Genomic DNA, 22,599 nt, shown 5'->3' with positions numbered 1-22,599 from the left:
GGGGTGCGCTGCGCGGGCCGCTCCTCAGCACGGGGCGCCGACGCGGCCGCCCGCCGCCAACCCCCCGCCGATCCGCGACGGGCCCCCGGATGGGGGTCTGCGGGGCGGCGCCGCGAGAGTTCTCGAGGCACCCTGGCAGCTAGCATTCAGGCACCGTGTCCGCCCGCGGTCCGCCGCGGATCCTCTCGAAAGATCTGCCGTGACTCCTCGCCGCCGTCGGCCGCTCGCTCCTCTCACCGCACTCGGCGTCTCCGCCGTGCTGCTCACCGGCCTCGCCGCCGGTCCGGCGCAGGCGCAGGAGGACGCCCCACTCGGCACCGTGACGCAGACCGCGACCACCGACGCCTTCGATCGCGCGCTGTCGAACGCCAAGACCCAGCGCGACGCCGTCGCCGCCGACCCGGCCGCCGAGATCGTCCTCTCCGGCACCATCGCGCTGAAGGACACCGACGCCGCGCACCCCGCTCCGACCGGCGCCGCCTACCGCCTCCGCGTCGAGAACGGCGCGGGCACCGAGATCCGCACGATCGCCACCGAGGCCGCCTTCTCCCTCACCCTCCCGGGCGGCGAGGCCTACTACCTCCTCGCCTCGGTCGACGGCGACGACAGCTGGTACCCGACCTGGTTCGGCGACACCCCGATCGACGTCGAGGCGGACGGCGTCGGCGAGTCCCGCACCGACCTCACGATCAGCCTCCCGCGCGCGACCGCCGCCTCCGGCACCGTCACCGCCAGCGCCGCGTCCGGCGTCTCGACCACCTCGTTCGTCGTGCAGCCCTACTGGTACGAGCGCGAGACCAAGGCCTACTACCCGTTCGCCGAGGTCCGCACCTCCGGCATCCCGGGCACGGCCGACGCCTGGACCACCGCGCAGAAGGCGCTCCCCGCCGGCGAGTGGGTCTTCCGCCTCGCCGAGCCCGGCTACCCGTCCTACGACGACCAGTACTTCTCGAACCTGCCCCGCCTCACCGGCGCGGCGATCGTCCCCGTCCCCGCCGCCGGCCGCACCGGCGTCGACTTCGCCCCGACCGCGTACCAGTCCGAGGTCGGGCGCCTGCAGGGTGACGACCGCATCGCGACCGCCATCGCCGTGACCCGCTCCTACTTCGGCGACGACCTCCCCGTCCTCTACATCGCGAGCGGCGAGAAGTGGGCGGACGCGCTCAGCGCCGGCCCCGCGGCCGCGACGCAGGACGGCGCCCTCCTCCTGACCAACCGGGACGACGTCCCCGACATCCTCGCCGCCGAGATCACGCGCCTCTCGCCGAAGAGGATCGTCGTCGTCGGAGACGCGCTCTCGGTCAGCGACGCCGTCTACGACCGGCTCGCCACCTTCGCCCCGACCTCCCGCGTCGCCGGCTCGGACCGCTATGACACCTCGCGGAAGATCGTCGAGGGCGCCTTCCCCACGGCCGGCTTCGGCACCGTCTTCCTCGCCACGGGCGGCAACTTCCCCGACGCCCTGTCCGTCGCGCCGATCGCCGGCCGCACCGACCAGCCGGTGCTGCTCGTCGACGGAGCGCAGCCCGGCCTCGACGCGCCGACCCGCGCCGCGATCGACCGCCTCGACGCCGGCCGCGGCCAGCTCATCGGCGGCACCGGCACGATCTCCAGCGGCATCGAGTCCGACCTCCGCGCCTCGGGCCTCACCGGCTCCGTGAACCGCATCGCGGGCAAGGACCGCCACGACACCAGCCGCCTGCTCAACGCGGCCTACCCGCCCTCGCCGCTGGTCGACACTGCCTTCCTCGCGTCGGCGACCGGCTTCGCCGACGCCCTCGCGGCCGGTCCCGCCGCCGCCTCGATCGGCGCCCCGCTCTACCTGAGCGAGCCGAACTGCGTCCCCGTCGAGACCCGCAAGGCGATGCAGGGCCAGGACCTCGACCGGATCTTCCTGCTCGGCAGCGTGCGCACGCTCACCGCGGACGTGGCGTCGCTCCGCGGCTGCTGACCCGGAACCGGCCAGCACTCACCAGAAGTGCCCCGGTCGGGGGACAGATCCTCCGACCGGGGCCGTTAGCATTCGAACCATCGTGTCCGCCGCGGCCCGCCGCGCTCAACGGAAAGCCACACCGTGACTCCTCTACGCCGCCGCTCCTCAGCGCTCTCGCTCTCCCTCTCCTCGCTCGCGGTCGGCGCCCTCGCCGTCACGGGCCTCGTCGTGGGGCCCGCCTCCGCGGCGATGGCCGCCGACGGGGCGATCAGCGGCAGGGTCACGGTGCCCGCCGTCGCCGGCTCGCACCGCTTCGTGGTGCAGGCCTGGGACGTCGCCGGCGACCCGAGGGACGCGGACCTCGTCGCCTCGACCGAGAGGACCCTCGGTGCCGGCGCGACGTGGGACTACTCCCTCACAGGACTCGAGAACGGCTCGTACGTCGTCCGCGTGGTCGAGGAGCCGACCGGCAGCGGTGTCCCCACCGTCGGCGACCAGTTCTGGCTGCGCACCGACTGGGTGGGTGACTCCACGAAGGTCGCCGTCACCGGCGGCCCGGTCACGGCCGTCGACTTCGCCCCTGAGGCGTGGTCCTTCTCCTCCGCCCGCATCTCCGGCAGCGACCGCTACGGCACCTCCGTCGCCAGCACCCAGTCCGTCGATCCGGGCGTGCCGGTGCTCTACATCGCGAGCGGAGGAGGCTGGGCCGACGCGCTCAGCGCCGCACCCGCCGCCGCGGTCCAGGGTGGCGCGCTGCTCCTGACCGACCCGGACCAGCTCTTCCCCGTCACCAGCGCCGAGATCACGCGGCTCGCCCCGAAGAAGGTCGTCGTCGTCGGCAGCGAGCTGACCGTGTCGGCGGCCGTCTTCCAGCAGATCGACGCCGTCGCCGGCACGGTCGTGCGGATCGGCGGCACCGACCGCTACGACACCTCGCGGAGGATCGTCGCCGACGCCTTCCCGGCCGGCTCGGCCGAAGACGTCTTCCTCGCCACCGGGGGCAACTTCCCCGACGCCCTCTCCGTCGGACCGGTCGCCGGCCGCCTGGGCGAGCCCGTGCTCCTCGTCGACGGCGCGAATGCCGCCCTCGACGCCGCCACGCGCGCGGCGGTCTCGCGCCTGGACCCGACGACCGCGGTCGTGCTCGGCCAGGAGCCGTCGATCTCCGCGGGCATCCAGGCCGAGCTCACCTCGGCCGGCCTCGTCGACCGGACCACGCGCATCGGCGGCGAGAGCCGCTACGCGACCAGCCGCCTGATCAACGAGGCGTACGCGCCCGCCGAGCTCACCGACACCACCTACCTCGCCTCGGGCGAGGGCTTCGCCGACGCGCTCTCCGGAGCCGCGATCGCCGCCGCGGACGGCTCGCCGATCTCGCTGAGCCGGCCCGAGTGCGTTCCGGCCGCCACGGTCGACTCGCTGAAGCGCCTGCACCTCGACTACGCGGTCGTCCTCGGCAGCGAGCTCACGCTCTCGGCCGAGGTCGGACGCGTCGCGGCCTGCTGACCCGGTGACCACCGGAACCCGCGCCCTCCTCCTCGGCATCGAGACCGGCGGCACCAAGGTCGTCGCCGCGATCGCCGCGCAGGAGGACCCCGAGCGGATCCTCGCGAAGACGACCCTGCCCACCCGCGGGCCGGCGGAGACCCTCGGCGACCTGGCCGCGTTCACCCGCGACCACGGCGTCGAGGGGACCGTCGCCGCGATCGGCGTCGCCTCGTTCGGCCCGCTCGACATCGACCCCGCCTCGCCCGGCTACGGCCGGCTCACCTCCACGCCCAAGCTCGGCTGGGAGGGCACCGACGTGCTGTCCCCGCTCGAGGCCGCGGCGCCCGGCGCCCGCACCGCGCTCGTGACCGACGTCAACGGCGCCGCTCTCGGCGAGGCGCGCTGGGGCGCGGGGCAGGGTGAGCCCGACTTCGTCTACCTCACCGTCGGCACGGGAGTCGGCGGCGGCATCATCGCCGGCGGCCGCCTGCTCGCCGGCAGCGGCTGGCCCGAGGTGGCGCACGTGCTGCCGCGCCGGCACCCGGAGGACCGCTTCGAGGGCACCTGCCCGTTCCACGGCGACTGCCTCGAGGGGCTCGTCGCCGGCCCGGCGATCTCGGCGCGCTGGGGCGTGGACGGCTCGAGCCTCGGACCGGAGGACGCGGCCGCGAACCTGCGCTTCAGCTCCTACTACCTCGCCCAGCTCGTGACGACACTCGCCTACGTCGCGGGCGTCCGCCTCGCGATCGTCGGGGGCGGCGTCGCCAAGACGCCCGGCCTGCTCGCCGCCACCGAGGCCGAGGTGGAGCGCCTGATGGGCGCCCCCGGTGCGAACGGCACCGGCGCCGCCCACCTCCGCCTGGTCCCCCCGGCCCTCGGCGACGAGGCCGGCGTCCGCGGCGCCCTCTCCCTGGCGCAGTCCCTGCTCTGACGCGCGCCCTCTGCCTCCTTCGCGAGATGCCACTTATGAGCGCGACACGCCGACGCGGGCGCTCACAAGTGGCATCTCGCGGAGGGGCTACAGGGCGTCGAGGTCGCGGAGGGCCGCCAGGGCGCGGGCGAGGCGGGCGGGCTCGGGCTCGTCCCACCACTTCGGGCCGCGCTCGCCGAGACCGTGCTTGGCCAGGCCGGTCCGCGTGCGGGCGGCGGCGACCGCGTCCTCGTCGCCGGCCTTCTTCGCCGTGCGCACGCCGGAGCGGCCGCGGCCGAGGTGCGACTTCAGCGCCGCGACGACGTCCTCGGGGAGGCTCGGGTCGGTCCGGCGCCAGCGGCGGCCGTCGACGACCAGCCAGCGTCCGTCAGCGGTGGGGCCGTCGGCGAGAGGCTCTTCGGCGGTGGGTCCGTCGGCGACCGGCTCGTCGGCGGTGGGCTCTTCGGTGCTCACGACGCGGCGTGCGCCAGGGCCGCGTAGGCCCGCTCGGGGCCGGTCGTCCTGGTGAGCGCCGCGGACAGCTCGTCCAGCCGCTCCCGCGCCGCGCCGTCCAGCGCGAGCATCCGCCGCGCGGCGTCCGCCAGCTCATCGACGGTCGCACCGTTCGGATCGAGCACCTCCGCGACCCCCGCGTCCTCCAGCGCCGCGGCCCCCGCGAACTGGTCCGTCGAGAACGGCAGCACGACCAGCGGCACCCCGGCCGTCATCGACTCCGTCACGCTGTTGTTGCCGCCGTGCGTGACCGCCAGCGCGGCCCGGCCGAGCAGCGTCACCTGCGGCAGGAAACCGCGGACCAGCCAGCCGGCGGGCACGTCGCCCAGGGCCGACGGATCGGTCGCGCCCGAGGCCAGCGCGACGCGCACCGGCCGCCCATCGACGGAGACGCCGGCCAGCGCCGCCACCACCCGCGCGAGCACGTCGTCGCGCACCGAGAGGAAGCTGCCGAAGCTCACGTAGACGACCGGGTCGTCCGAGGCGGCCAGCCACTCCTCCACCTCGGCGTCGCGCGGCTCGCCGCGGACGGCCGAGCCGAGGAAGGCGTGCGGCGGGAGCTGCGCCGTGCGCGCCGCGTCGTGCAGCTCGCCGGGGTAGTTCAGCAGCAGCACGTCGCCGCTCTCGGCGAAGGCGTCGAGGCTGAGCGGCGCGGCCGGGTCGAGCGCGGTCAGCGCGGCGTTCCACTCCGCCGTGAAGGAGTCACGGACCCGCTCGCAGAGCGCCCGCAGCCGAGCCAGATCCTCGGCCGGCGGCTCGAAGGCGTCGGGCCAGACCGGCGGGAAGCCGTAGACCTCGCCCGGCACCGTCAGTGCGCTCGGGTGCCCGAGCACCACGTCGCCGTAGGGCACGCCGAGCGCCCGCAGCGCGACCCGCGCGGTGAAGGCGAGGTGGTCGACGACGATCGCGTCGGGCCGGACCTCGTCGAGGATCTCCCGCAGCCGTGCGGCGACGCCCGCCGGGTCCCAGAGCAGGTCGGTCAGCCGCTCGCCGGCCTGGTACTCCAGCGTCGGCACCATCCCGCGGCGGGTCGCGTCGAAGAAGCCGCGGAGCGAGTCGCCCTCGTCGGGCGCCTGCTCCTCCGCCCGGATCGTGCCCGGGTTGGAGCCGCGGCCGAGCCGGAGCGGGACGTGCTCGAAGCCGAAGCCGTCGACGATCGAGCGCGTCGCGTCGCCGGTGGCAACCACGACGCGCTCGCCGGCCGCGCGCCAGGCGGTGCCGAGGGTCGCCAGTGGCAGCAGGTGCGAGGCGTAGTCGGGGCTGACGATCAGCAGGGTCACGAGGCGCCCAGCACGAGGTCCGAGCCGAGCGGGCGCTCCTGCTCCGCGGTCGCCCGCGCGTAGACGGCGGAGAGCGCGTGCGCCATCGCCTCGATCGTGTAGCGCTCGCGCACCATGGCGCGGCCGCGCTCGGCGGAGTAGTCGGCGAGCGGACCGGCGGCGAGGTCGAGCGCGAAGCAGGCGGCGACGGCGAGCGCCTCCTGATCGGAGGTGTCGACGAGGAAGCCGGTCACGCCCTCCTCCACGTAGGTCGCCGGGCCGCCGGTGGCCGGAGCGACCACCGGCAGCCCCGCAGCGAGCGCCTCGAGCAGCGCGATGCCGAACTCCTCCTTGACGCTCGCGCAGACGTAGGCGCCGCCGGCCGCGGCGAGCCCGGGGCGGCCGTGACGCACGGCGCCCAGCCAGCGCGCGACGGTGCCGTTCGGGCGGTGCCCGGCGAGCAGCAGACCGCCCGCTGAGCCGGGCCGGGCGGTGACGGCGCGGATCCGGTCGAGCTGCTCCGTCTCGTCGGGGGTCGGCGCGTCGAGGTCGCCGCCGACGAGGAGGAGGTTCGCGCGGTCGCGCAGCGGCGAGCCGGCCCAGGCCTCGGCCAGCGTCGCCATCCCCTTCACCCGGTGCAGCCGACCCACGCTGAGCAGCAGCGGCAGCCCGCGGCGCTCGGCCGGCAGCTCGGCGAGGAGCGCGTCGAGGGCGGAGAGGTCGTCGCCGGCGTCGAGGGCGACCGGCTCACCGGCCGCGGCGGCGCGAGCCGCCTCCTCGCCGCGCTCGACCAGGCGCACGTCGATCCCCTCGGGGACGATCGTGTGCCGCTCGGGGTGAGCGGTGATGTCGATGCCGAGCATGTCGCGCATCGTCTCGGCGAGCTCGGCGCGCGGGAAGAGGACGGTGTGCGCGGCGTCGGCGGCGAGCCGCTGCACCAGGCGCACGCGGAACCAGAAGTGCTCGACGGCGTCGCGGTCGCCGAAGTCGGCGCGCGAGAGGGTGCCCGCCTCGTCGAGCCCGGCGATCAGGGCGTGCGGGTCGGGTGCGACGGTGAAGACGACGGGGATCTCCAGCTCGCGCGCGACGGCGGCCGCGGCGAGCGAGCCGACGTCGGCCATCCGCAGGTGCACGACGTCGACGCGGCCGGCCGCGCGGAGGTAGCGGCGGATCCCGCGCTCGGCGGCGATGCGCCGCGGCCAGGCGAGCGGCATCGGCACGGCGGCGCCGACGAACGGCACCGGAGCGAAGCCGTGGCCCGCGGCGGGCAGCTCGGCCAGCGCGCGCTCCGCCTCGGCCCAGGTACCGCGGGAGAGGGTGAGGACGCGCTCGATGCAGTCCTCCTCCGTCAGCGCGTCTCCGAGGCGGACGAGGAGGGTGGCGATGCCGCCGTTGTCGCCCGCGCCGACGCGGGTGAGCGTTCCGTCGATGTCGGCGTGCACGAAGAGCTGCGCGACGGTGGGGCCGACGTCGGCGACGGGAGCGATCGCACGGTCGGCGAGGGCGACGCGCGCGACGGGACCGAGCGGCTCCGGCATCTCGCCGAGGCGGGCGAGCATCAGCGCGGCGTCGTCCGAGGGCCGCTCGCCGAGCGCGTCGGCGGCCGCGGCGCGCGCCTCGAACACCTCGCCCTCGTCGGCGGCGGTGTGCAGGAGGGTCCGCTCGGCGATCGCGCCGGGGACCAGGCCGATCGTCTCGACGTAGCGCGCGCGGACGTCGCGGTCGCGCTCGCCGATCAGCGCACCCTCGAGCGCGAGCGCGACGAGGTCGGGGGTGGAGGACGCCCAGAGCAGCAGGGTGCGCTGCGCGAGCATGCCGGCGAAGCCGCCGTCGCGGACCATGCGCAGCAGCGGGCCGACCGCGGCCGGCCGGGGCAGGCGGCCGCCGAACGCCCAGGCGGCGTGCTCGCGGATGAAGGCGCGCTCGTCGGCGATCAGCCGCAGCAGCGCGAGGTCGGCCTCCTCGTCGAAGACCTGCGCGAGCGAGTGCACCGCGGCGATGGCGGTGAGCTGGTCGGCGGGGTCGAGGGCCGCGCGGGTGAGCAGGCGCACCGCGCGTCCGCCCCCGTCGCTCACGGCGGCGATCGTCAGGGCGTCGGCCGCCCGGATCGCCTCGAGGAGGGTGGGCGCTGCGCGCACGGCATCGAGAACGGTCTGCGTGGCCACGGGATCACCTGGTCTGGTCGGAGCGGAGAGGGCGCGCCTCGGAGACGGCCCCCACGAGCATGCCGCTCCCGACGCTGGGAAATCACTACTTGCGCCGGAACTCCCCCCGAGCTAGCTCCTCCTGTCAAGGGGGTACCACCCGCGACTTCGCTTTCCGCGAGATGCCACTTGTGCACGCGACACGCCGTGAAAGGCGTGCACAAGTGGCATCTCGCGGCGGGGGATCAGGGCGCGAGCCAGTCCAGGAGTCGCGGGAGGGGCCACGTCGTCACGATGCGGTCGGGCGGGACGCCGAGGCGCTCGGCGCGCTCGGCGCCGTAGTCGAGGAGGCCGAGCTGGCCGGGGGCGTGCGCGTCGCTGTCGATCGAGAAGAGGCAGCCGGCCTCGAGTGCCAGGGCGATCAGCTCGTCCGGCGGGTCCTCCCGCTCGGGGCGGGAGTTGATCTCGACCGCGGTCCCGTGCTCGGCGCAGGCCCGGAAGACGGCGCCGGCGAAGGTCGACGGCGGGCGGGTGCCGCGCTCCCCCGTGACGAGCCGCCCGGTGACGTGCCCGAGCACCCGGGTCCGCGGATGCGCCGCCGCCGCGACCAGGCGCGCCGTCATCTCGCGGCTCGGCATCCGCAGCTTCGAGTGCGCGCTCGCGACCACGACGTCGAGCCGCGCGAGCATCTCCTCCGACTGGTCGAGCGCGCCGTCCTCCAGCACGTCGACCTCGATCCCGCTGAGCAGCCGCAGCGATCCGGTGTCCAGACCGGCCAGGTGCTCCAGCTGCTCGGCCAGCCGCTCGGCGCTCAGCCCGTGCGCGACCCGCAGCCGCGGCGAGTGATCGGTCAGCGCGAGGTACTCGTGCCCGAGCGCCCGCGCCGCGTCGGCCATCGCCGCGATCGGCGTCGCTCCGTCCGACCACTCGCTGTGGCTGTGCAGGTCGCCGCGGAGGAGGCTCCGCAGCGCGCTCTCGGGCAGGGACGCGGTCCCGCGCAGCTCGGCGAGGTAGTCGGGCACCCGCCCCTCGAGCGCCTGGCGGATGACGGTGAAGGTCGTGTCGCCGATCCCCGGCGCCGCGCGGACCCGCGCGAGGTCGGCCCGCTCGTCCTCGCTCATGCCCTCGAGCACGGCGAGCGCCTTCCGGAACGCCTTCGCGCGGTACTTCGACGCCCGCTCCTGCTCGAGCAGGGAGGCGATCTCCTGCAGCGCCGCGAGCGGATCCATGCTCCCGGTCTAGCAGACGCTCGCGCTCCCCTGGGTGATCGCCGAACATCCTTGCCCGCGGCGCAACACGCGATATATCGTGACTTCCATCGACTCGCGCTATATCGCGAGTCGTCCCGGCATCACCAGCAGCAGGATCGCCCCACGTGGGCGCAGGAGGAGGAGCACCATGTCGCTCGAGAAATGGCTCGTGCAGGCGGGCGAGACGAAGGTCATCGACCTCGACGTCGTCCGCGCGATCAAGATCGCCCTGGTCGGCGGTCAGATCGACGTCATCGGGCACGACGAGCCCACCGCCCGCGTCGAGGTGCACAGCGTCTCCGGCCGCTCGCTCAAGGTCTCGATGGACGGCGACCGCCTCGAGGTCGACCACATCCAGCTCCGCTGGGACACCGTCGTCGACGTCGCCAAGGGCCTCGGCCGCCGCGGCGACCGCGCCGACATCAGCCTGCTCGTCCCCCGCGGCGTCGCGCTCAAGTTCGACACCGTCTCGGCCGACGGCCTCGTCTCCGGCCTGCATTCGGACGCCCGCGTCTCCACGGTCGGCGGCGACATCGTCATCGACGGCCTGCGCGGCGACATCGAGGCGAACACCGTCCACGGCGAGCTCTCCGTCCGCAACCACACCGGCCGGGTCACCGCGCACACCGTCTCCGGCGACGTCACCACCGCCGGCGCGCTCACCCGCTTCTCCGTCGACGGCGTCTCGGGCAGCGTCTTCGTCGACGCCGAGGACGCACCGGACGAGATCCAGTGCAACACCGTCAGCGGCGACCTCACGATCCGGATCGACGAGGGCCTCGGCGCCCGCTACCGGATCAACACCGCCACCGGCACGCTGCAGCTCGACGGCGAGGTGGTCAAGGGCACGTTCGGCCGCGGATACACCGCGACCACCGGCTCGCTCGACTCGAAGTGGGTCGACGTCACCGCCAACTCGGTGACCGGCGCCGTCACCGTGGTCCGCCGCTCCCCCGCCGCTCCCGCCGCGCAGCGCCTCACCGACGCGAGCGCGCTGTGAGCCCCGTCTTCGCGCACGGCCGCCTGCGCCTCTACCTGCTCAACCTCCTCGCGGAGTCGCCCAAGCACGGCTACGAGCTGATCCAGGCGCTCAGCGAGCGCTTCGGCGGCACCTACGCCCCGAGCGCCGGCACGGTCTACCCGCGCCTGGCGAAGCTCGAGGAGGAGGGCCTGGTCACCAAGGAGGCCGACGGCCGCAAGACCGTCTACTCCATCACCGACGCCGGCCGCGACGAGCTGGCGAACCGCGCGACCGACCTCGGCGACATCGAGGAGGAGCTGACCGACTCCGTCCGCCGCCTGGCCGACGAGGTGCGCCTCGGAGTCGCGGAGGCGATGAAGAGCCTGCGCGCGGATCTGGCGAGCGCCGCCCGCGACTCGCGCCCGTCGCGCGGCGGTCCGGAGCACTCGGCCGAGACGCCCGCCCCGGCGGAGTCGACGCAGGACTCGACCTCGGGCTCGACCACCGGCGAGCGCCCGCAGGACGCCCCGCCCGCCGAGAACCCCGCCGCCGACACCGCCGCGGTCGACGCGCGCACCGCCTCCCGGCTCGCCCTGCGCGACGCCGAGGTGCTGCTCACCGAGTTCCGCGACGAGCTGCGCGCCGAGCTGCGCACGGCCGCCGCGCACGGCTCCGTGAGCGCGGCGAGCACGGACGCCCTGCGCAGCGCGCTCGACCAGGCGCGCGCGGCCGTCCGCTCCACGCTGAGCTGACGCCCACCGCACCACCGCACCACCGCACCACCGCTGACGGCGGGGATCCCTCGGGGGTCCCCGCCGTTCGGCTGTCCTCCGCTGCCGCCGCGCTGCACGACGAAGGACTCGTGGCCCCGGCCCGGTCCTACGGGATCGGTCGGCTCCTCCGTGCCGGAGCGGTTCCGACGTGCCGGAGGCACGCCGACTGACCGGGGCCGGAGGCTCGGCTCGCTCGATCGGCGCGGGCTCGCCGAATCGGCCGGTTCCGGCGTGCCGTACTGGTTCTCGCGTGCCGGAGGTGGCCGTGGTGAAACTTCGGCTCGCAGATCCGGCTCGGACTCGCTGAATCCGGCGGTTCCTGCGTGCCCAAGCGGTTCTCACGTGCCGGAGGTGGCCGGTGGCCGATGTTCGGCTCGCGATTCAGGCCCGGGCTCGCGGAATCGGACGGTTTCCACGTACCGGAGCAGATTCCGCGCGCCGGAGGTGGCCCGGGCGTAAATCCGGCTCGCGCTTCAGGCCCGGGCTCGCGGGATCGCACGGTTCCGACGTGCCGGAGCTGTTCTCGCGTGCCGGAGGCGGCCGGGCGGATCTTCGGCTCGCGGTTCAGGCCCGGGCTCGCGAGATCGCACGGTTTCGACGTGCCAGAGCGGTTCTCCCGTGCCGGAGGCGGCCGGGGCGGATCTTCGGCTCGTGATTCAGGGGCGGGCTCGCGAAGTCTTCCCCGGCTGGCGGAATCGGGCGATTCCGGCGTGCGGGGGAGGTTCTCACGCGCCGAGGATGGGCGGACTGCCCAGGACCGCAGGTTCGGCTCGCAAAGTCGGCCTCGGCTCGCGGAACTGAACGGTTTCGACGTGCCGGACGGATTTTTGCGTGCCGGAGGCAGCCGGGCCGAATCCTCGGCTCGTGGTTTCGGCCTCGGCTCGCGGAATCGGACGGTTTCAGCGTGCCGGACTGTTTTCCACGTGCCGGAGGTGCCCGGGGCGGATGCTCGACTCGCGGTTTCGGCTCAGGCTCGCGGAATCGGGCGGTTCCGCCGTGCCCAAACGATTCGCGCGTGCCGGAGGTAGCCGAGGCGGATGTTCGGCTCGTAGTTCTAGCTCAAGCTCGCGGAATCGGTCGGTTTCGACGTGCCGGACTGAGTTTCGCGTGCCGGACGTGGCCGGGGCGGATGTTCGACTCGCGGATCCGGCTCAGGCTCGCGGAATCGGACAGTTTCAGCGTGCCGAAGCGGTTTCCACGTGCCGGAGGTGGCCGGGATGGCGTCCCGCCTGCCGCGCTCCCACCCGCCCCTTGCGCTCCGCCGCTCCAGGACTATATTTCCTATAGGATCTTTTGTGCGACCAACGCCGGTCGCAATCGAGCGCAATGGAGCACTGATGAGCGAGAGCACACCCGCGCGGACCGTCCAGGGGGCGCCGAACCTCCAGGGGGCGCAGTCCTGGGACGGCGTCGACTGGAACCCCGACAGCTGGACCGCCGAGACCTGGCCGATCGCCACCTGCCTGCACGGCATACCGCCCGTCGGCCGCGACGGCGTCGCCCTGCACGACGCGGCCCCCGAGGTCTGGGACGACATGTTCGCCCAGGTCGAGCAGGTCGGCTTCACCCTCGCCGAGCTGGCCGACAGCCACGTCCGCCCGGCGGACCTCGAGCCCTCGCGCCGCGACGAGTTCCTCAGCATCGCGAAGTCGCACGGCATCGGCATCCCCTCGGTGCACCTGCAGCGCCAGAGCGTGATCATGCCCGGGCACGAGGAGAAGAACCTCGCCTACGCGCACCGCACCATCGACGCGGCCGCCGAGTGGGGCATGCAGGTCTTCTCGACCGGACTGCACCAGCCGTTCAGCGCCGCGCAGAAGCGCGCGCTCTGGTTCTGGACCGCCGAGGGCCCCAAGGACCCCGACGACCCCGACGTCTGGAACGCCGCCGTCAGCCGCATCCGCGAGCTCGGGAAGCACGCCGCCGACGTGGGCCTCCCGCTCGCGCTCGAGCTCTACGAGGACACCTACCTCGGCACCGCCGACAGCGCCGTCCGCTTCGTCGAGGACGTGGGCCTCGACAACGTCGGCCTCAACCCCGACGTCGCGAACCTCATCCGCCTGCACCGCCCGGTCGAGGACTGGCGCGAGTTGTTCGCGAAGACGCTCCCGTACGCCAACTACATACACGTGAAGAACTACACCCGCGACGAGTCGGCCGACGGCTCCTGGGCCACCTCGGTCCCCTCGACCATGGAGGCCGGTCTCATCAACTACCGCCAGGTCCTGCGCGACGCGGTGGAGGGCGGCTTCCGCGGCATCCTCCTCGCCGAGCACTACGGCGGCGACAGCCTCGGCATGTGCTCGACCAACCAGACCTACATCCGCTCGCTGCTGCCCCGCGCGGCCCGGGCCTCGCAGTAAGGAACGACAGACATGAGCGACACCACCGGCACCACCACCCCGACCGCACGCACCATCGCCGTCGTCGGCTCCGGCTACATGGGCGGAGGCATGGCCCAGGTCCTCGCGCTCTCCGGCGCCACCGTCGTCATCGCCGACATCTCCGAGGAGATCGCCCGCAGCAACTACGAGCGCCTGCTCACCGAGACCGCGCAGTTCGTCGCCGACGGCCTCTTCCCCGAGGACGCGGTCGAGCGCATCCGGCGGAACCTCTCCCCCGCCGCCTCGATCGAGGAGGCCGTCGCGACCGCCGACTTCATCGAGGAGGCGGTGCCCGAGAAGATCGAGATCAAGCACGAGACCCTCCGCCGGATCAGCGCCGCCGCGCGCCCCGACGCCGTGATCGGCTCGAACACCTCGACCATCCTGATCGGCTCGCTGGCCGAGGCCGTGACGAACCCCGAGCGCTTCCTCGGCGTGCACTTCTCCAACCCGGCGCCGTTCATCCCCGGCGTCGAGCTGATCCCGCACGAGGGCACCGCCGAGAGCGCGATCACCCTGGCCGAGGAGATCGTCGCGGCGACCGGCAAGGAGACCGCGCGGGTCAAGGACTCCACCGGCTTCGTGCTCAACCGCCTGCAGTACGCGCTCTTCCACGAGGCTACGCAGATCGTCGAGGAGGGCATCGCCACCCCCGAGGACATCGACACGATCGTCCGCACCACCTTCGGCTTCCGCCTCCCCGTCTTCGGCCCGTTCGCGATCGCCGACATGGCCGGACTCGACGTCTACGCCTTCTGCTACGCCTCGCTGCAGACCCGCTGGCCCGAGCGCTTCGCCACCCCGGAGTCGCTGGCCGCGCTGGTCGACGCCGGGAAGTTCGGCACCAAGTCCGGCGCCGGCTACCTCGACGTGCCCGCCGAGCGGACCGCGGAGCTGATCGCGTACCGCAACCGCGCCTACGTCGCCATCAAGAAGCTCATGGACGAGCTCGGCCCCGCGCCGATCGCCTGACGCGCCGACCGAGAAGGAGCACCCTCATGACCGCATTCCCCGAGTCCCGGACCGTCGTCCTCACCGGCGCCGCGTCCCCGCGCGGCATCGGCCGCTACTCCGCCCACCACCTCGCCGAGCTCGGCTGGAACGTCGGCGTCATCGACCTCCACGCCGAGGCCGCGCAGGAGGTGGCCGCCGAGATCGCCGAGCAGCACGGCGTGCAGGCCGCGGGAGCCGGCGCGAACGTCGCCGACGACGCGCAGGTCCGCGCCGCCTTCGACGCGCTCGAGGCCGCCCTGCCGCCCGTCGTGGCGCTGGTCAACCTGGCCGGGATCGCCTCCCCCGTCTCCTACCTCGAGGTCACCCCCGAGGAGTGGCAGCGGGTCCTCGACGTCAACCTCAACGGCGTGCACTTCAGCACCCGCCGCGCGGTGGAGTCGATGGTCACCCGCGGGGTCGGCCGCGTCGTCAGCCTCTCCTCCGTCTCCGCGCAGCGCGGCGGCGGCACCTTCAGCAAGACCGCCTACTCCGCGGCCAAGGCCGGCGTCATCGGCTTCACCCGCAGCGTCGCCCGCGAGCTCGGCGGTCAGGGGATCACCGTCAACGCGATCTCCCCCGGCCCGATCGACACCGACATCATGGGCGGCACCCTCACCGAGGAGCGCAAGACGGCCATGGCCGCCGACGGCGTGCTCCCGCGCATCGGCACGCCCCGCGACATCGCCGCGGCGATCGCGTACCTCATCAGCGAGGACGCCGGCTTCGTGACGGGTCAGACCCTGAACGTCGACGGCGGCCTCTACATGCACTGATCCCCCTCAACTCTGATCCCCCCTCGGCACTGATCCCCTTCAGCACTGGAACGGACACCCCATGAACAAGCTCACCGGAACCTGGTCGCTCGGCCGCTGGATCTTCCTCGGCGTCGGCGTGATCCTCGTCGCCGTCGGCATGGCGCAGATCCTGCCCGCGCTCGGCTCCTGACCCCTCCCACCCCTCACCGCATTCGGCCGACTCAAAGGAGAGCGCCTTGACCACCTCGTCCCCAGCCCTCGGATCCACCCGTGATCCCGCGCTGAAATCCGCCATCTCGAAGGCGTCGCGGCATCTGATGCCGATGCTCGTCATCCTCTACTTCGTCGCGTTCCTCGACCGCACCAACGTCGGCTTCGCCGAGGAGGCGCTCTCGGTCGACCGCGGCATCTCCGACGGCGCGTTCGCGCTCGGCGCCGGCATCTTCTTCATCGGCTACGCGATCTTCGAGATCCCGAGCAACCTGCTGCTCAAGCGCTTCGGCGCCCGGTTCTGGCTGGCCCGCATCGCGGTCACCTGGGGCATCGTCGCCGCGGCGTTCGCCTTCACCACCGGCGACACGATGTTCATCGTCCTGCGCTTCCTGCTCGGCGTGACCGAGGCCGGGCTCTTCCCGGGCGTGATCATGTTCCTGTCGGAGTGGTTCCCCAACAAGGTGCGCGTGCAGATGTTCGCGATCTTCTACCTGGCGCAGCCCTTCTCGCAGATGCTCGGCGCCCCGCTCAGCGGCGGCCTGATCAGCGTCGGCAACCAGATCACCCCGTGGGAGGGCTGGCAGGTGATGTTCTTCACCGAGGGCGTGCTCGCGGTGCTCGCCGGCATAGCGGCGCTGAAGTTCCTGACGAACCATCCGCAGAAGGCGAAGTGGCTGACGCAGGGCGAGAAGGACTCCTTGACGGCGGCGATGGAGCGCGAGGACACCGTGCGCCAGGCCGACGGCCCGACCGGCATCTGGAAGGCGATGGCCAGCTGGAAGGTCTGGTACTTCACGATCATCTACTTCTGCCTGCAGATCGCGGTCTACGGCACCACGTTCTACCTCCCGCAGCAGGTCGCGAACCTGATCGGGCAGGACGTCGGCTTCCAGGTCGGCCTCGTCTCGGCCATCCCGTGGCTGGTGGGCCTGTTCGCCTGCTACTACGTGGGCCAGCACGCCAACACGATCCGCCGCCGCCGCTCCTGGGGCGCGATGTTCTACATCTTCACCGGCCTGTCGATCTTCGGCTCGGCCTGGGCGGGCTCGGCCGGCCAGCCGATCCTCGGCCTGCTGTTCATCACCCTCGCGGTGGCGAGCTTCCTCTCCGTCGGACCGATCACCTGGGCCTACCCGACCGCGTTCCTCACCGGAGCAGCGGCCGCGGCCGGCATCGGCCTGATCAACTCGCTCGGCAACCTGGGCGGCTTCGTCGCCCCGCTGATGCGCAACGGCTTCAACGAGGCCGTGCCCACCGACAGCGGCGTGTGGGGAGTCGTCTCCCTCGGAGTCTTCGCCTTCCTCGCCGCGGCCATGATGTTCTGCACCAAGTTCTTCCGCGGCTCCAAGGCGGACGAGCTGCTCGAGACCACGAGCGTCCAGGCGGGCCACTGACCCGCCGCCACCGTGAAGGGCCCGACCGCACCCGCGGCCGGGCCCTTCGCCGTCCCGCCCTCCGGCTGATCGAGCAGCCCGCACAGCGGGCCGCCCCTGCCGGTCAAGCAGCCGTGCAGTGCGCGGTCCATCCCGATCAAGCAGCCCGCGCCTCGCGCGGCCCATGCTGATCGAGTAGCCCGCTGAGCGGGCGTATCGAGATCCACCGTTCTGCAGGACTCCGGGTCTCGATACGCCGCTCCGCGGCTACTCGACCAGCATGAGTCGGCTCACCTCCTGCAAATCGGACAGCCCGGCCGACGGCCGGTCCCCCTGCCGATCGGACAGCCCGCGCATCGCGCGGCCCATGCTGATCGAGTAGCCCGCGCAGCGGGCGTATCGAGATCCACCGTTCTGCAGGACTTCGGGTCTCGATACGCCGCTCCGCGGCTACTCGACCAGCATGAGTCGGCTCACCGCCTGCAGATCGGACAGCCCGGCCCACGGCCGGTCCCCTGCTGATCAGGCAGCCCGCGCATCGCGCGGTCCATGCTGATCGATTAGCCCGCATCGCGGGCGTATCGAGATCCACCCTCTGCAGACGCCGGGTCTCGATACGCCGCTCCGCGGCTACTCGACCAGCATGAGTCGCCGTACTCGCGCACACCTCTCGCCCTGACAGTGCACCGTCGAGCCACCTCCGGCACGCGGATCACCCTCCGGCACGCGGGAACCGCCCGATTCCACGAGCCCAGGCCGATTTCACGAGCCCGAGTTCAGCCCCTGCCACCTCCGGCACGCGGAACGACCTCCGGCACGCCGGAACCGCCGGATTCCGCGAGCCCGGGCCGAGACCACGAGCCGAAAGGTCACGCCCGGCGGCGAAGCCCGCGCAGCCGCAGCGTCAGCGGACGGAGTCGCGGCGCGAGCGCTCGCGCACCCGCTCGATGTGCGCGCGCATCGCCGCCGCCGCCGCCTCCGGGCCGGCCGCGAACGCGTCGACGATCGCCCGGTGCTCCAGCACGGCCTCGTCCGCGTCGCTGACGCCCGTCTGCACCGTCTGGCGCATCCGGTGCACGCGCGTCGAGATCGCCTCGGACATGTCGATCAGGAACGGGTTGTGCGTGCCCTCGAAGATCAGGTGGTGGAAGTTCCAGTCCACCGCGAAGTACTCGCGCAGCAGCGCCACCGGCAGCTCGCCCTCGGTCGAGGCCGCGCGCACGACGGCGGTCATCGCCTCGTGCTCGGCGAGCGCCTCCTGCAGCCGCGGCACCAGCGCCGCCTCGTGCGCCGACGCGAGCGCCGCCGCGCCGCTCTCGAGCACCAGCCGCGCGTCGAAGAGCGCATCGAGCTGGTCGTCGGCGAGCGGCGGCGCCACCCGGTAGCCCTTGTTGGCCACCCGGGTGACGAGGCCGGTCCGCTCCAGCTGCACGAGCGCCTCGCGCACCGGCGTCGGCGAGACGCCGAGCTCGCGCGCGACCGCGTCGATCGACAGACGCATGCCCGGTTCGATGTCCGGGCCGAGCAGCACGTCGAGCACGCGCTCGTAGACGTGGTCGCGCAGCCCCCGCCGCTCGATCGACTCCGCGCCGGTCAGGCGGAACACGGCGTCGGTCATCACAGCCTCGCGGGTCGGTGCGGAAGGGGCGCGCCGCGGATCACCCGGTTCGGGGCGCTCGGCACAGCGGTCGGCTCAGCTTACGCAGTCGCTCCCGAGCGCTCGTACGCGACGATCTCCTCCACCTTCGCGGCCGAGGCGCTCGACTCGTCGAAGACGTAGCCGAGCCACTCCCGCACGTTCCGCCGGGCGACCTCGATGCCGACGACGCGCTGCCCCATGCAGAGCACCTGCGCGTTGTTCGAGAGCACGCCGCGCTCCACCGAGAAGGAGTCGTGCGCCGTCACAGCGCGGATCCCCTCGACCTTGTTCGCCGCGATGGCGACGCCCAGGCCGGTGCCGCAGATCAGCAGCGCCCGGTCGGCCTCGCCGCGCGCGACCAGCTCGGCCGCCGCGATCGCGACGCTCGGGTACGGCGTGTGCGACTCCGCATCCACGCCGACGTCGACGACCGAGACGACCCGGTCGTCGGCCTCGAGATCGCGCTTCAGGATCTCCTTGTAGTCGTAGCCGGCGTCGTCCGATCCGACGACGATCCTCCAGGTGGTGCTCATGCGGTCTCTCCTTCGGTTATGGACGGTGCGTCCGTGGTCGATGCGGTGCCGGAGGCGGCACCGAGCTGCGGCGCGATCGCCTCGACGATCAGCGCGAACGAGATCGCGCCGGGGTCGGGCGTCCCGAGCGACTTCTCGCCGTGCGAGCGCGCGCGGCCGAGTCCGGGCATCAGATCGGAGGTGGCGTCGGCGGCCGAGCGCGCGGCCCCGGCGGCGGCGGCCCACGCCTCGGCGAGCGCGTCGCCCGCCCCGGCCCGCTCCGCCAGCGTCTCGGCGAACGGCACCAGCGCGTCCACCATCGTCTTGTCGCCGACGCTCGCCTTCCCGTAGCCGCGCACGGCGTCGGAGGCGGCGGTCACTCCCGCGCTCACCTCGCGCGCGCTCACGGCGCGGTCGTCGCCGAGCGCCTCGCCGACACTGCGGAGGATGACCCCCCACAGCGCGCCGGAGGTCCCGCCCGCGCGGTCCGACCAGGCGTCGCCGGCCCGGGTGAGCAGCGTCTGCGCGCCCGCCCCGCGCTCGAGCACGTCGGCGGCCTCCTGCGCGGCCGCCCGCGCCCCGCGCTGCATGCCGATGCCGTGGTCGCCGTCGCCCGCGATCGAGTCCAGACGGCCGAGCTCGTCGGCGTTCGCGTCGATCACGTCGCGGATCGCCGCGATCGCGTCGGACAGCCGTGCCGCCGCGGCGCGCGACTCCTCCGAGGCCTCGCCGACCTCTTCGGCGACCTCCTCCGCCTGCGTCGCGGTCACAGCGACGAGCGCGCCGCCGTCGACCGCCCCGGTCCGGAAGGCCGGGGTGTCGCTCGGCGCCGTCCACAGCGTCTCGAGCTCCTCATCGACCCAGAACAGCGTCAGCGAGACGCCGGCCATGTCGAAGCTGGTGCAGAACTCGCCCACCTGCGGGTCGACGAGGGTGATCCCGCGCGCCTCGAGCAGGTCGGCGATCGTGCTGAAGACGACGAACAGCTCCTCGCTCTTCACCGAGCCGAGCCCGTTCAGCACCGGGACGACCCGGGCGCCGTCGACGCTCACGCCCTCGGGGATCTCGGCGTCGGCGAGCAGGTGCTTCACGAACAGCTCGGCGAGCTCCGCGGCGCTCGGGATGTCGACCTCGTCGATCCCGGGCTCGCCGTGGATGCCCAGGCCGACCGCCATCCGACCCTCGGGCACCGAGAACAGCGGCTCGTCGGCCCCGGGCAGCGTGCAGCCGGTGAAGGCGACGCCGAGCGAGCGGGTGCGCGCGTTGCCGAGCACGGCCACCCGCTCCACGTCGTCGATCGCGTAGCCCGCGGCGGCCGCGGCCCCGGCCACCTTGAAGACGGTGAGGTCGCCGGCGATGCCGCGGCGCTTGTGCGCCTCCTCGGGCTTCGCGCTGAAGATGTCGTCGGTCACGGTGACGGTGCGGCAGTCGATGCCGTCGGCCCGCACCGCGTCCTGCGCGGCGGTGAAGTGCAGCACGTCGCCGGCGTAGTTGCCGTAGCTGAGCAGCACGCCGCGGCCCTGCTCGCTCGCGCGGATCACCGACTCGACCTGGTGCGCCGAGGGCGAGGCGAAGAGGTTGCCCATCGCGGCGCCGTGGGCGAGGCCGGGACCGACCAGTCCGGCGAAGGCCGGGTAGTGGCCGGAGCCGCCGCCGATGACCACCGCGACCTCGGGCTCCTCGGAGCGGGTCGAGCGGGAGACCCCGCCGACCACCTTGCGGACCCAGCGGCCGTTGGCGCGGACGAAGCCGTCGACCATGTCGTCGGCGAAGTCGGCGGGTTCGTTCCAGAGACGGGTCATGCTCGTCGGCTCCTCATCATCGAGTGCGCCGGCCCTCCGGCCGGACCCGTCGATCCTATAGGATTTTCACCGCTCGCTCCAGGCGGCCGAGGCAGGCCGCCTACTGCCGCCCCACCGCCAGCGCCTCCTCCTCGACATCGAGGAACGCCAGCGCGCTGCGCACCGCCGGCTCCTGGTAGCGGCCCTCGGCGCGCGCCTTGAGCACCGCCTCGCGCTCGGCTGCGATCATCACGCGCCGCAGCCGGTTGTAGGAGTGGGTCAGCGGCTCCGCGCCCTCCCCCTCCGGCGGATTCTCCAGCGCGTCCGCGAGGAACACCGCGTTCCGCCGCAGCCGGTCGAGCACCCGCTCCTCGACCCCGTCCTGCGGCTCCTGGTCGAGCCGCGCGAGACCCGCCGACTGCGCCTCCGCCAGCAGCATCTGCTTCTCGACGTGCTCCTGCTGCTCGTTCGGCGCCGGCAGCTTGAGCAGCCGGAGCACCCGCGGCAGCGCGAGCCCCTGCACCAGCGTCCCCGCCACCACCACGAACGCCAGGAACTGCAGGAACGCCCGCTGCGGCGTCTCCGCCGGCAGCAGGAACGCGGCCGCGAGCGTGACGACCCCGCGGATTCCGGCCACGGACACCCCGAGCGCGGTCGGCCAGGTCCAGCCGCGCTGCTGCAGCCGCCGCGGTCCGTGCCGGAAGAGCACGGTGGTCAGGCACATCCAGAGCACCCGGCTGCCGATGAGCGCCGCGAGCAGCGCCGCACTGATGCCGATCCCCTGCCAGACGCCGATGTCGGAGTCGGCGGTCGCCGCGACCACCGAGGACAGGCTCAGCCCGATGAAGAGGAAGACGGCGTTCTCGAGCAGGAACTGGATGGTGCGCCAGTTCAACGACTCCGCGATCCGCGCCTGGGCCGACTGGATGACCGGCGCCCGGAAGCCGAGGAACAGCCCCGCGACCACGACCGCGAGCACGCCCGAGCCGTGCAGCAGCTGCGCCGGGATGAACGCGACGTACGGCGTCACCAGCGAGAGGCTCGTGTCCAGCACCGAGGAGGACACCTGCTTGCGCACGAAGCCGAGGACGACCGCGATCAGGATCCCGACCCCCGCGCCGACCACGACGGCCAGCACGAAGTCGAGCGCGATCCCGCCGGGCGTCACGGTGCTGACGATCGCGAGCAGCGACGCGTTCAGCGCGACCAGCGCGGTCGCGTCGTTGAGCAGGCTCTCGCCCTCGAGCACCGTCATCATCCGCCGCGGGAGGCGCAGCCGCCCCGCGATCGCGGACACCGCCACCGCATCGGTCGGCGCCACGATCGCGCCGAAGGCCAGGGCCGCGGCGATCGAGATCGCGGGCACCACCGCCCAGGCGACCGCGCCGACCACCAGCACCGTGAAGACCACGAGCCCGACCGAGAGCAGCAGGATGCTGTCGCCGCGGGCGCGGACGTCGAGCACCGAGGTGCGGATCGCCGCCGCGTAGAGCAGCGGCGGCAGGATCCCGTAGAGGACGACGTCCGGCTCGACCACCACCTCGGGGATCCCGGGGACGAAGGAGGCCAGCGCCCCGACGGCGACCAGCGCCACGGGTGCCGACCAGCCCGCCTTGCCCGAGAGCCCCGTCACCAGCACGGTGACGACCACGAACGAGACGATCCAGATGATGGCGACGACCGGTTCCTCCACGCGGCTCCCTCCCGAGAGCCGAGCC

At 73.4% G+C, this 22,599-nt stretch carries 17 protein-coding genes; 9 read left to right on the top strand and 8 right to left on the bottom strand.

The window, feature by feature from the left end:
- Positions 1-199 precede the first annotated feature (199 nt).
- From EDF43_RS10260 to EDF43_RS10250, 3 genes are all read left to right on the top strand, one after another.
- Positions 200-1,951: a cell wall-binding repeat-containing protein gene (locus EDF43_RS10260; RefSeq protein ID WP_132436635.1), complete on the top strand. Its 1,752-nt coding sequence runs from the start codon at positions 200-202 to the stop codon at positions 1,949-1,951.
- 123 nt (positions 1,952-2,074) lie between these two features.
- Entirely contained in the window at positions 2,075-3,439 is a 1,365-nt protein-coding gene (locus EDF43_RS22515; protein ID WP_132436633.1) for a cell wall-binding repeat-containing protein, read from the top strand.
- Positions 3,440-3,443: 4 nt separating this feature from the next.
- The gene (locus tag EDF43_RS10250; protein ID WP_132436631.1) at positions 3,444-4,352 is read left to right on the top strand and encodes an ROK family protein; all 909 of its coding nucleotides are present in this window, start codon (positions 3,444-3,446) and stop codon (positions 4,350-4,352) included.
- Between the two features lie 87 nt (positions 4,353-4,439).
- Here EDF43_RS10250 and EDF43_RS10245 read toward each other — a convergent pair whose 3' ends face one another.
- The 4 genes from EDF43_RS10245 to EDF43_RS10230 form a co-directional block, all read right to left on the bottom strand.
- Positions 4,440-4,709: a biopolymer transporter Tol gene (locus tag EDF43_RS10245; RefSeq protein WP_132436972.1), complete on the bottom strand. Its 270-nt coding sequence runs from the start codon at positions 4,707-4,709 to the stop codon at positions 4,440-4,442.
- A gap of 92 nt (positions 4,710-4,801) precedes the next feature.
- Positions 4,802-6,124, bottom strand: coding sequence for a glycosyltransferase (locus EDF43_RS10240; RefSeq protein ID WP_132436629.1), 1,323 nt, complete (start codon positions 6,122-6,124; stop codon positions 4,802-4,804).
- A complete protein-coding gene (locus tag EDF43_RS10235) occupies positions 6,121-8,268 on the bottom strand; it encodes a glycosyltransferase (RefSeq protein ID WP_132436627.1) in 2,148 nt (715 codons plus the stop codon). The genes EDF43_RS10240 and EDF43_RS10235 overlap by 4 nt, the downstream gene beginning before the upstream one ends.
- 224 nt (positions 8,269-8,492) lie before the next feature.
- Positions 8,493-9,476 (bottom strand): PHP domain-containing protein, encoded by a 984-nt coding sequence (locus EDF43_RS10230; protein WP_132436625.1) that lies wholly within the window; start codon positions 9,474-9,476, stop codon positions 8,493-8,495.
- 169 nt (positions 9,477-9,645) lie between these two features.
- Between EDF43_RS10230 and EDF43_RS10225 the strand changes: the two genes are divergently transcribed.
- The 6 genes from EDF43_RS10225 (at position 9,646) to EDF43_RS10200 (ending at position 16,970) form a co-directional block, all read left to right on the top strand.
- Entirely contained in the window at positions 9,646-10,497 is an 852-nt protein-coding gene (locus tag EDF43_RS10225; RefSeq protein ID WP_132436623.1) for a hypothetical protein, read from the top strand.
- Positions 10,494-11,210 (top strand): PadR family transcriptional regulator, encoded by a 717-nt coding sequence (locus tag EDF43_RS10220; RefSeq protein WP_132436621.1) that lies wholly within the window; start codon positions 10,494-10,496, stop codon positions 11,208-11,210. The genes EDF43_RS10225 and EDF43_RS10220 overlap by 4 nt, the downstream gene beginning before the upstream one ends.
- 1,358 nt (positions 11,211-12,568) lie before the next feature.
- Positions 12,569-13,594, top strand: coding sequence for a sugar phosphate isomerase/epimerase family protein (locus tag EDF43_RS10215; protein WP_132436619.1), 1,026 nt, complete (start codon positions 12,569-12,571; stop codon positions 13,592-13,594).
- A 12-nt stretch (positions 13,595-13,606) separates the two neighbouring features.
- Positions 13,607-14,587 carry a 3-hydroxyacyl-CoA dehydrogenase family protein gene (locus EDF43_RS10210; protein ID WP_132436617.1) on the top strand — a complete coding sequence of 327 codons (981 nt, stop codon included), beginning with the start codon at positions 13,607-13,609 and terminating at the stop codon, positions 14,585-14,587.
- A 26-nt stretch (positions 14,588-14,613) separates the two neighbouring features.
- Positions 14,614-15,381, top strand: coding sequence for an SDR family oxidoreductase (locus EDF43_RS10205; RefSeq protein WP_132436615.1), 768 nt, complete (start codon positions 14,614-14,616; stop codon positions 15,379-15,381).
- Positions 15,382-15,599: 218 nt separating this feature from the next.
- Positions 15,600-16,970: an MFS transporter gene (locus tag EDF43_RS10200; protein WP_243582147.1), complete on the top strand. Its 1,371-nt coding sequence runs from the start codon at positions 15,600-15,602 to the stop codon at positions 16,968-16,970.
- A gap of 883 nt (positions 16,971-17,853) precedes the next feature.
- Here EDF43_RS10200 and EDF43_RS10195 read toward each other — a convergent pair.
- From EDF43_RS10195 to EDF43_RS10180, 4 genes are all read right to left on the bottom strand, one after another.
- On the bottom strand, positions 17,854-18,567 hold the full coding sequence (locus tag EDF43_RS10195; protein WP_132436613.1) for a GntR family transcriptional regulator: 714 nt from the start codon (positions 18,565-18,567) through the stop codon (positions 17,854-17,856).
- Positions 18,568-18,647: 80 nt separating this feature from the next.
- Positions 18,648-19,121, bottom strand: coding sequence for a ribose-5-phosphate isomerase (locus EDF43_RS10190; RefSeq protein WP_132436611.1), 474 nt, complete (start codon positions 19,119-19,121; stop codon positions 18,648-18,650).
- Positions 19,118-20,902, bottom strand: a complete 1,785-nt coding sequence (locus EDF43_RS10185; RefSeq protein WP_132436609.1) for a dihydroxyacetone kinase family protein — start codon at positions 20,900-20,902, stop codon at positions 19,118-19,120. Before EDF43_RS10185 ends, EDF43_RS10190 begins: the two co-directional genes overlap by 4 nt.
- Before the next feature lie 100 nt (positions 20,903-21,002).
- Positions 21,003-22,574: a cation:proton antiporter gene (locus EDF43_RS10180; RefSeq protein WP_132436607.1), complete on the bottom strand. Its 1,572-nt coding sequence runs from the start codon at positions 22,572-22,574 to the stop codon at positions 21,003-21,005.
- Positions 22,575-22,599 lie beyond the last annotated feature (25 nt).

Source organism: Rathayibacter sp. PhB179 (genome assembly GCF_004345345.1).
In the GTDB taxonomy this organism is placed as follows: domain Bacteria; phylum Actinomycetota; class Actinomycetes; order Actinomycetales; family Microbacteriaceae; genus Rathayibacter; species Rathayibacter festucae.
The sequence above is the reverse complement of the archived record's forward strand: the minus strand, read 5'-3'. Positions and strand labels throughout refer to the sequence as shown.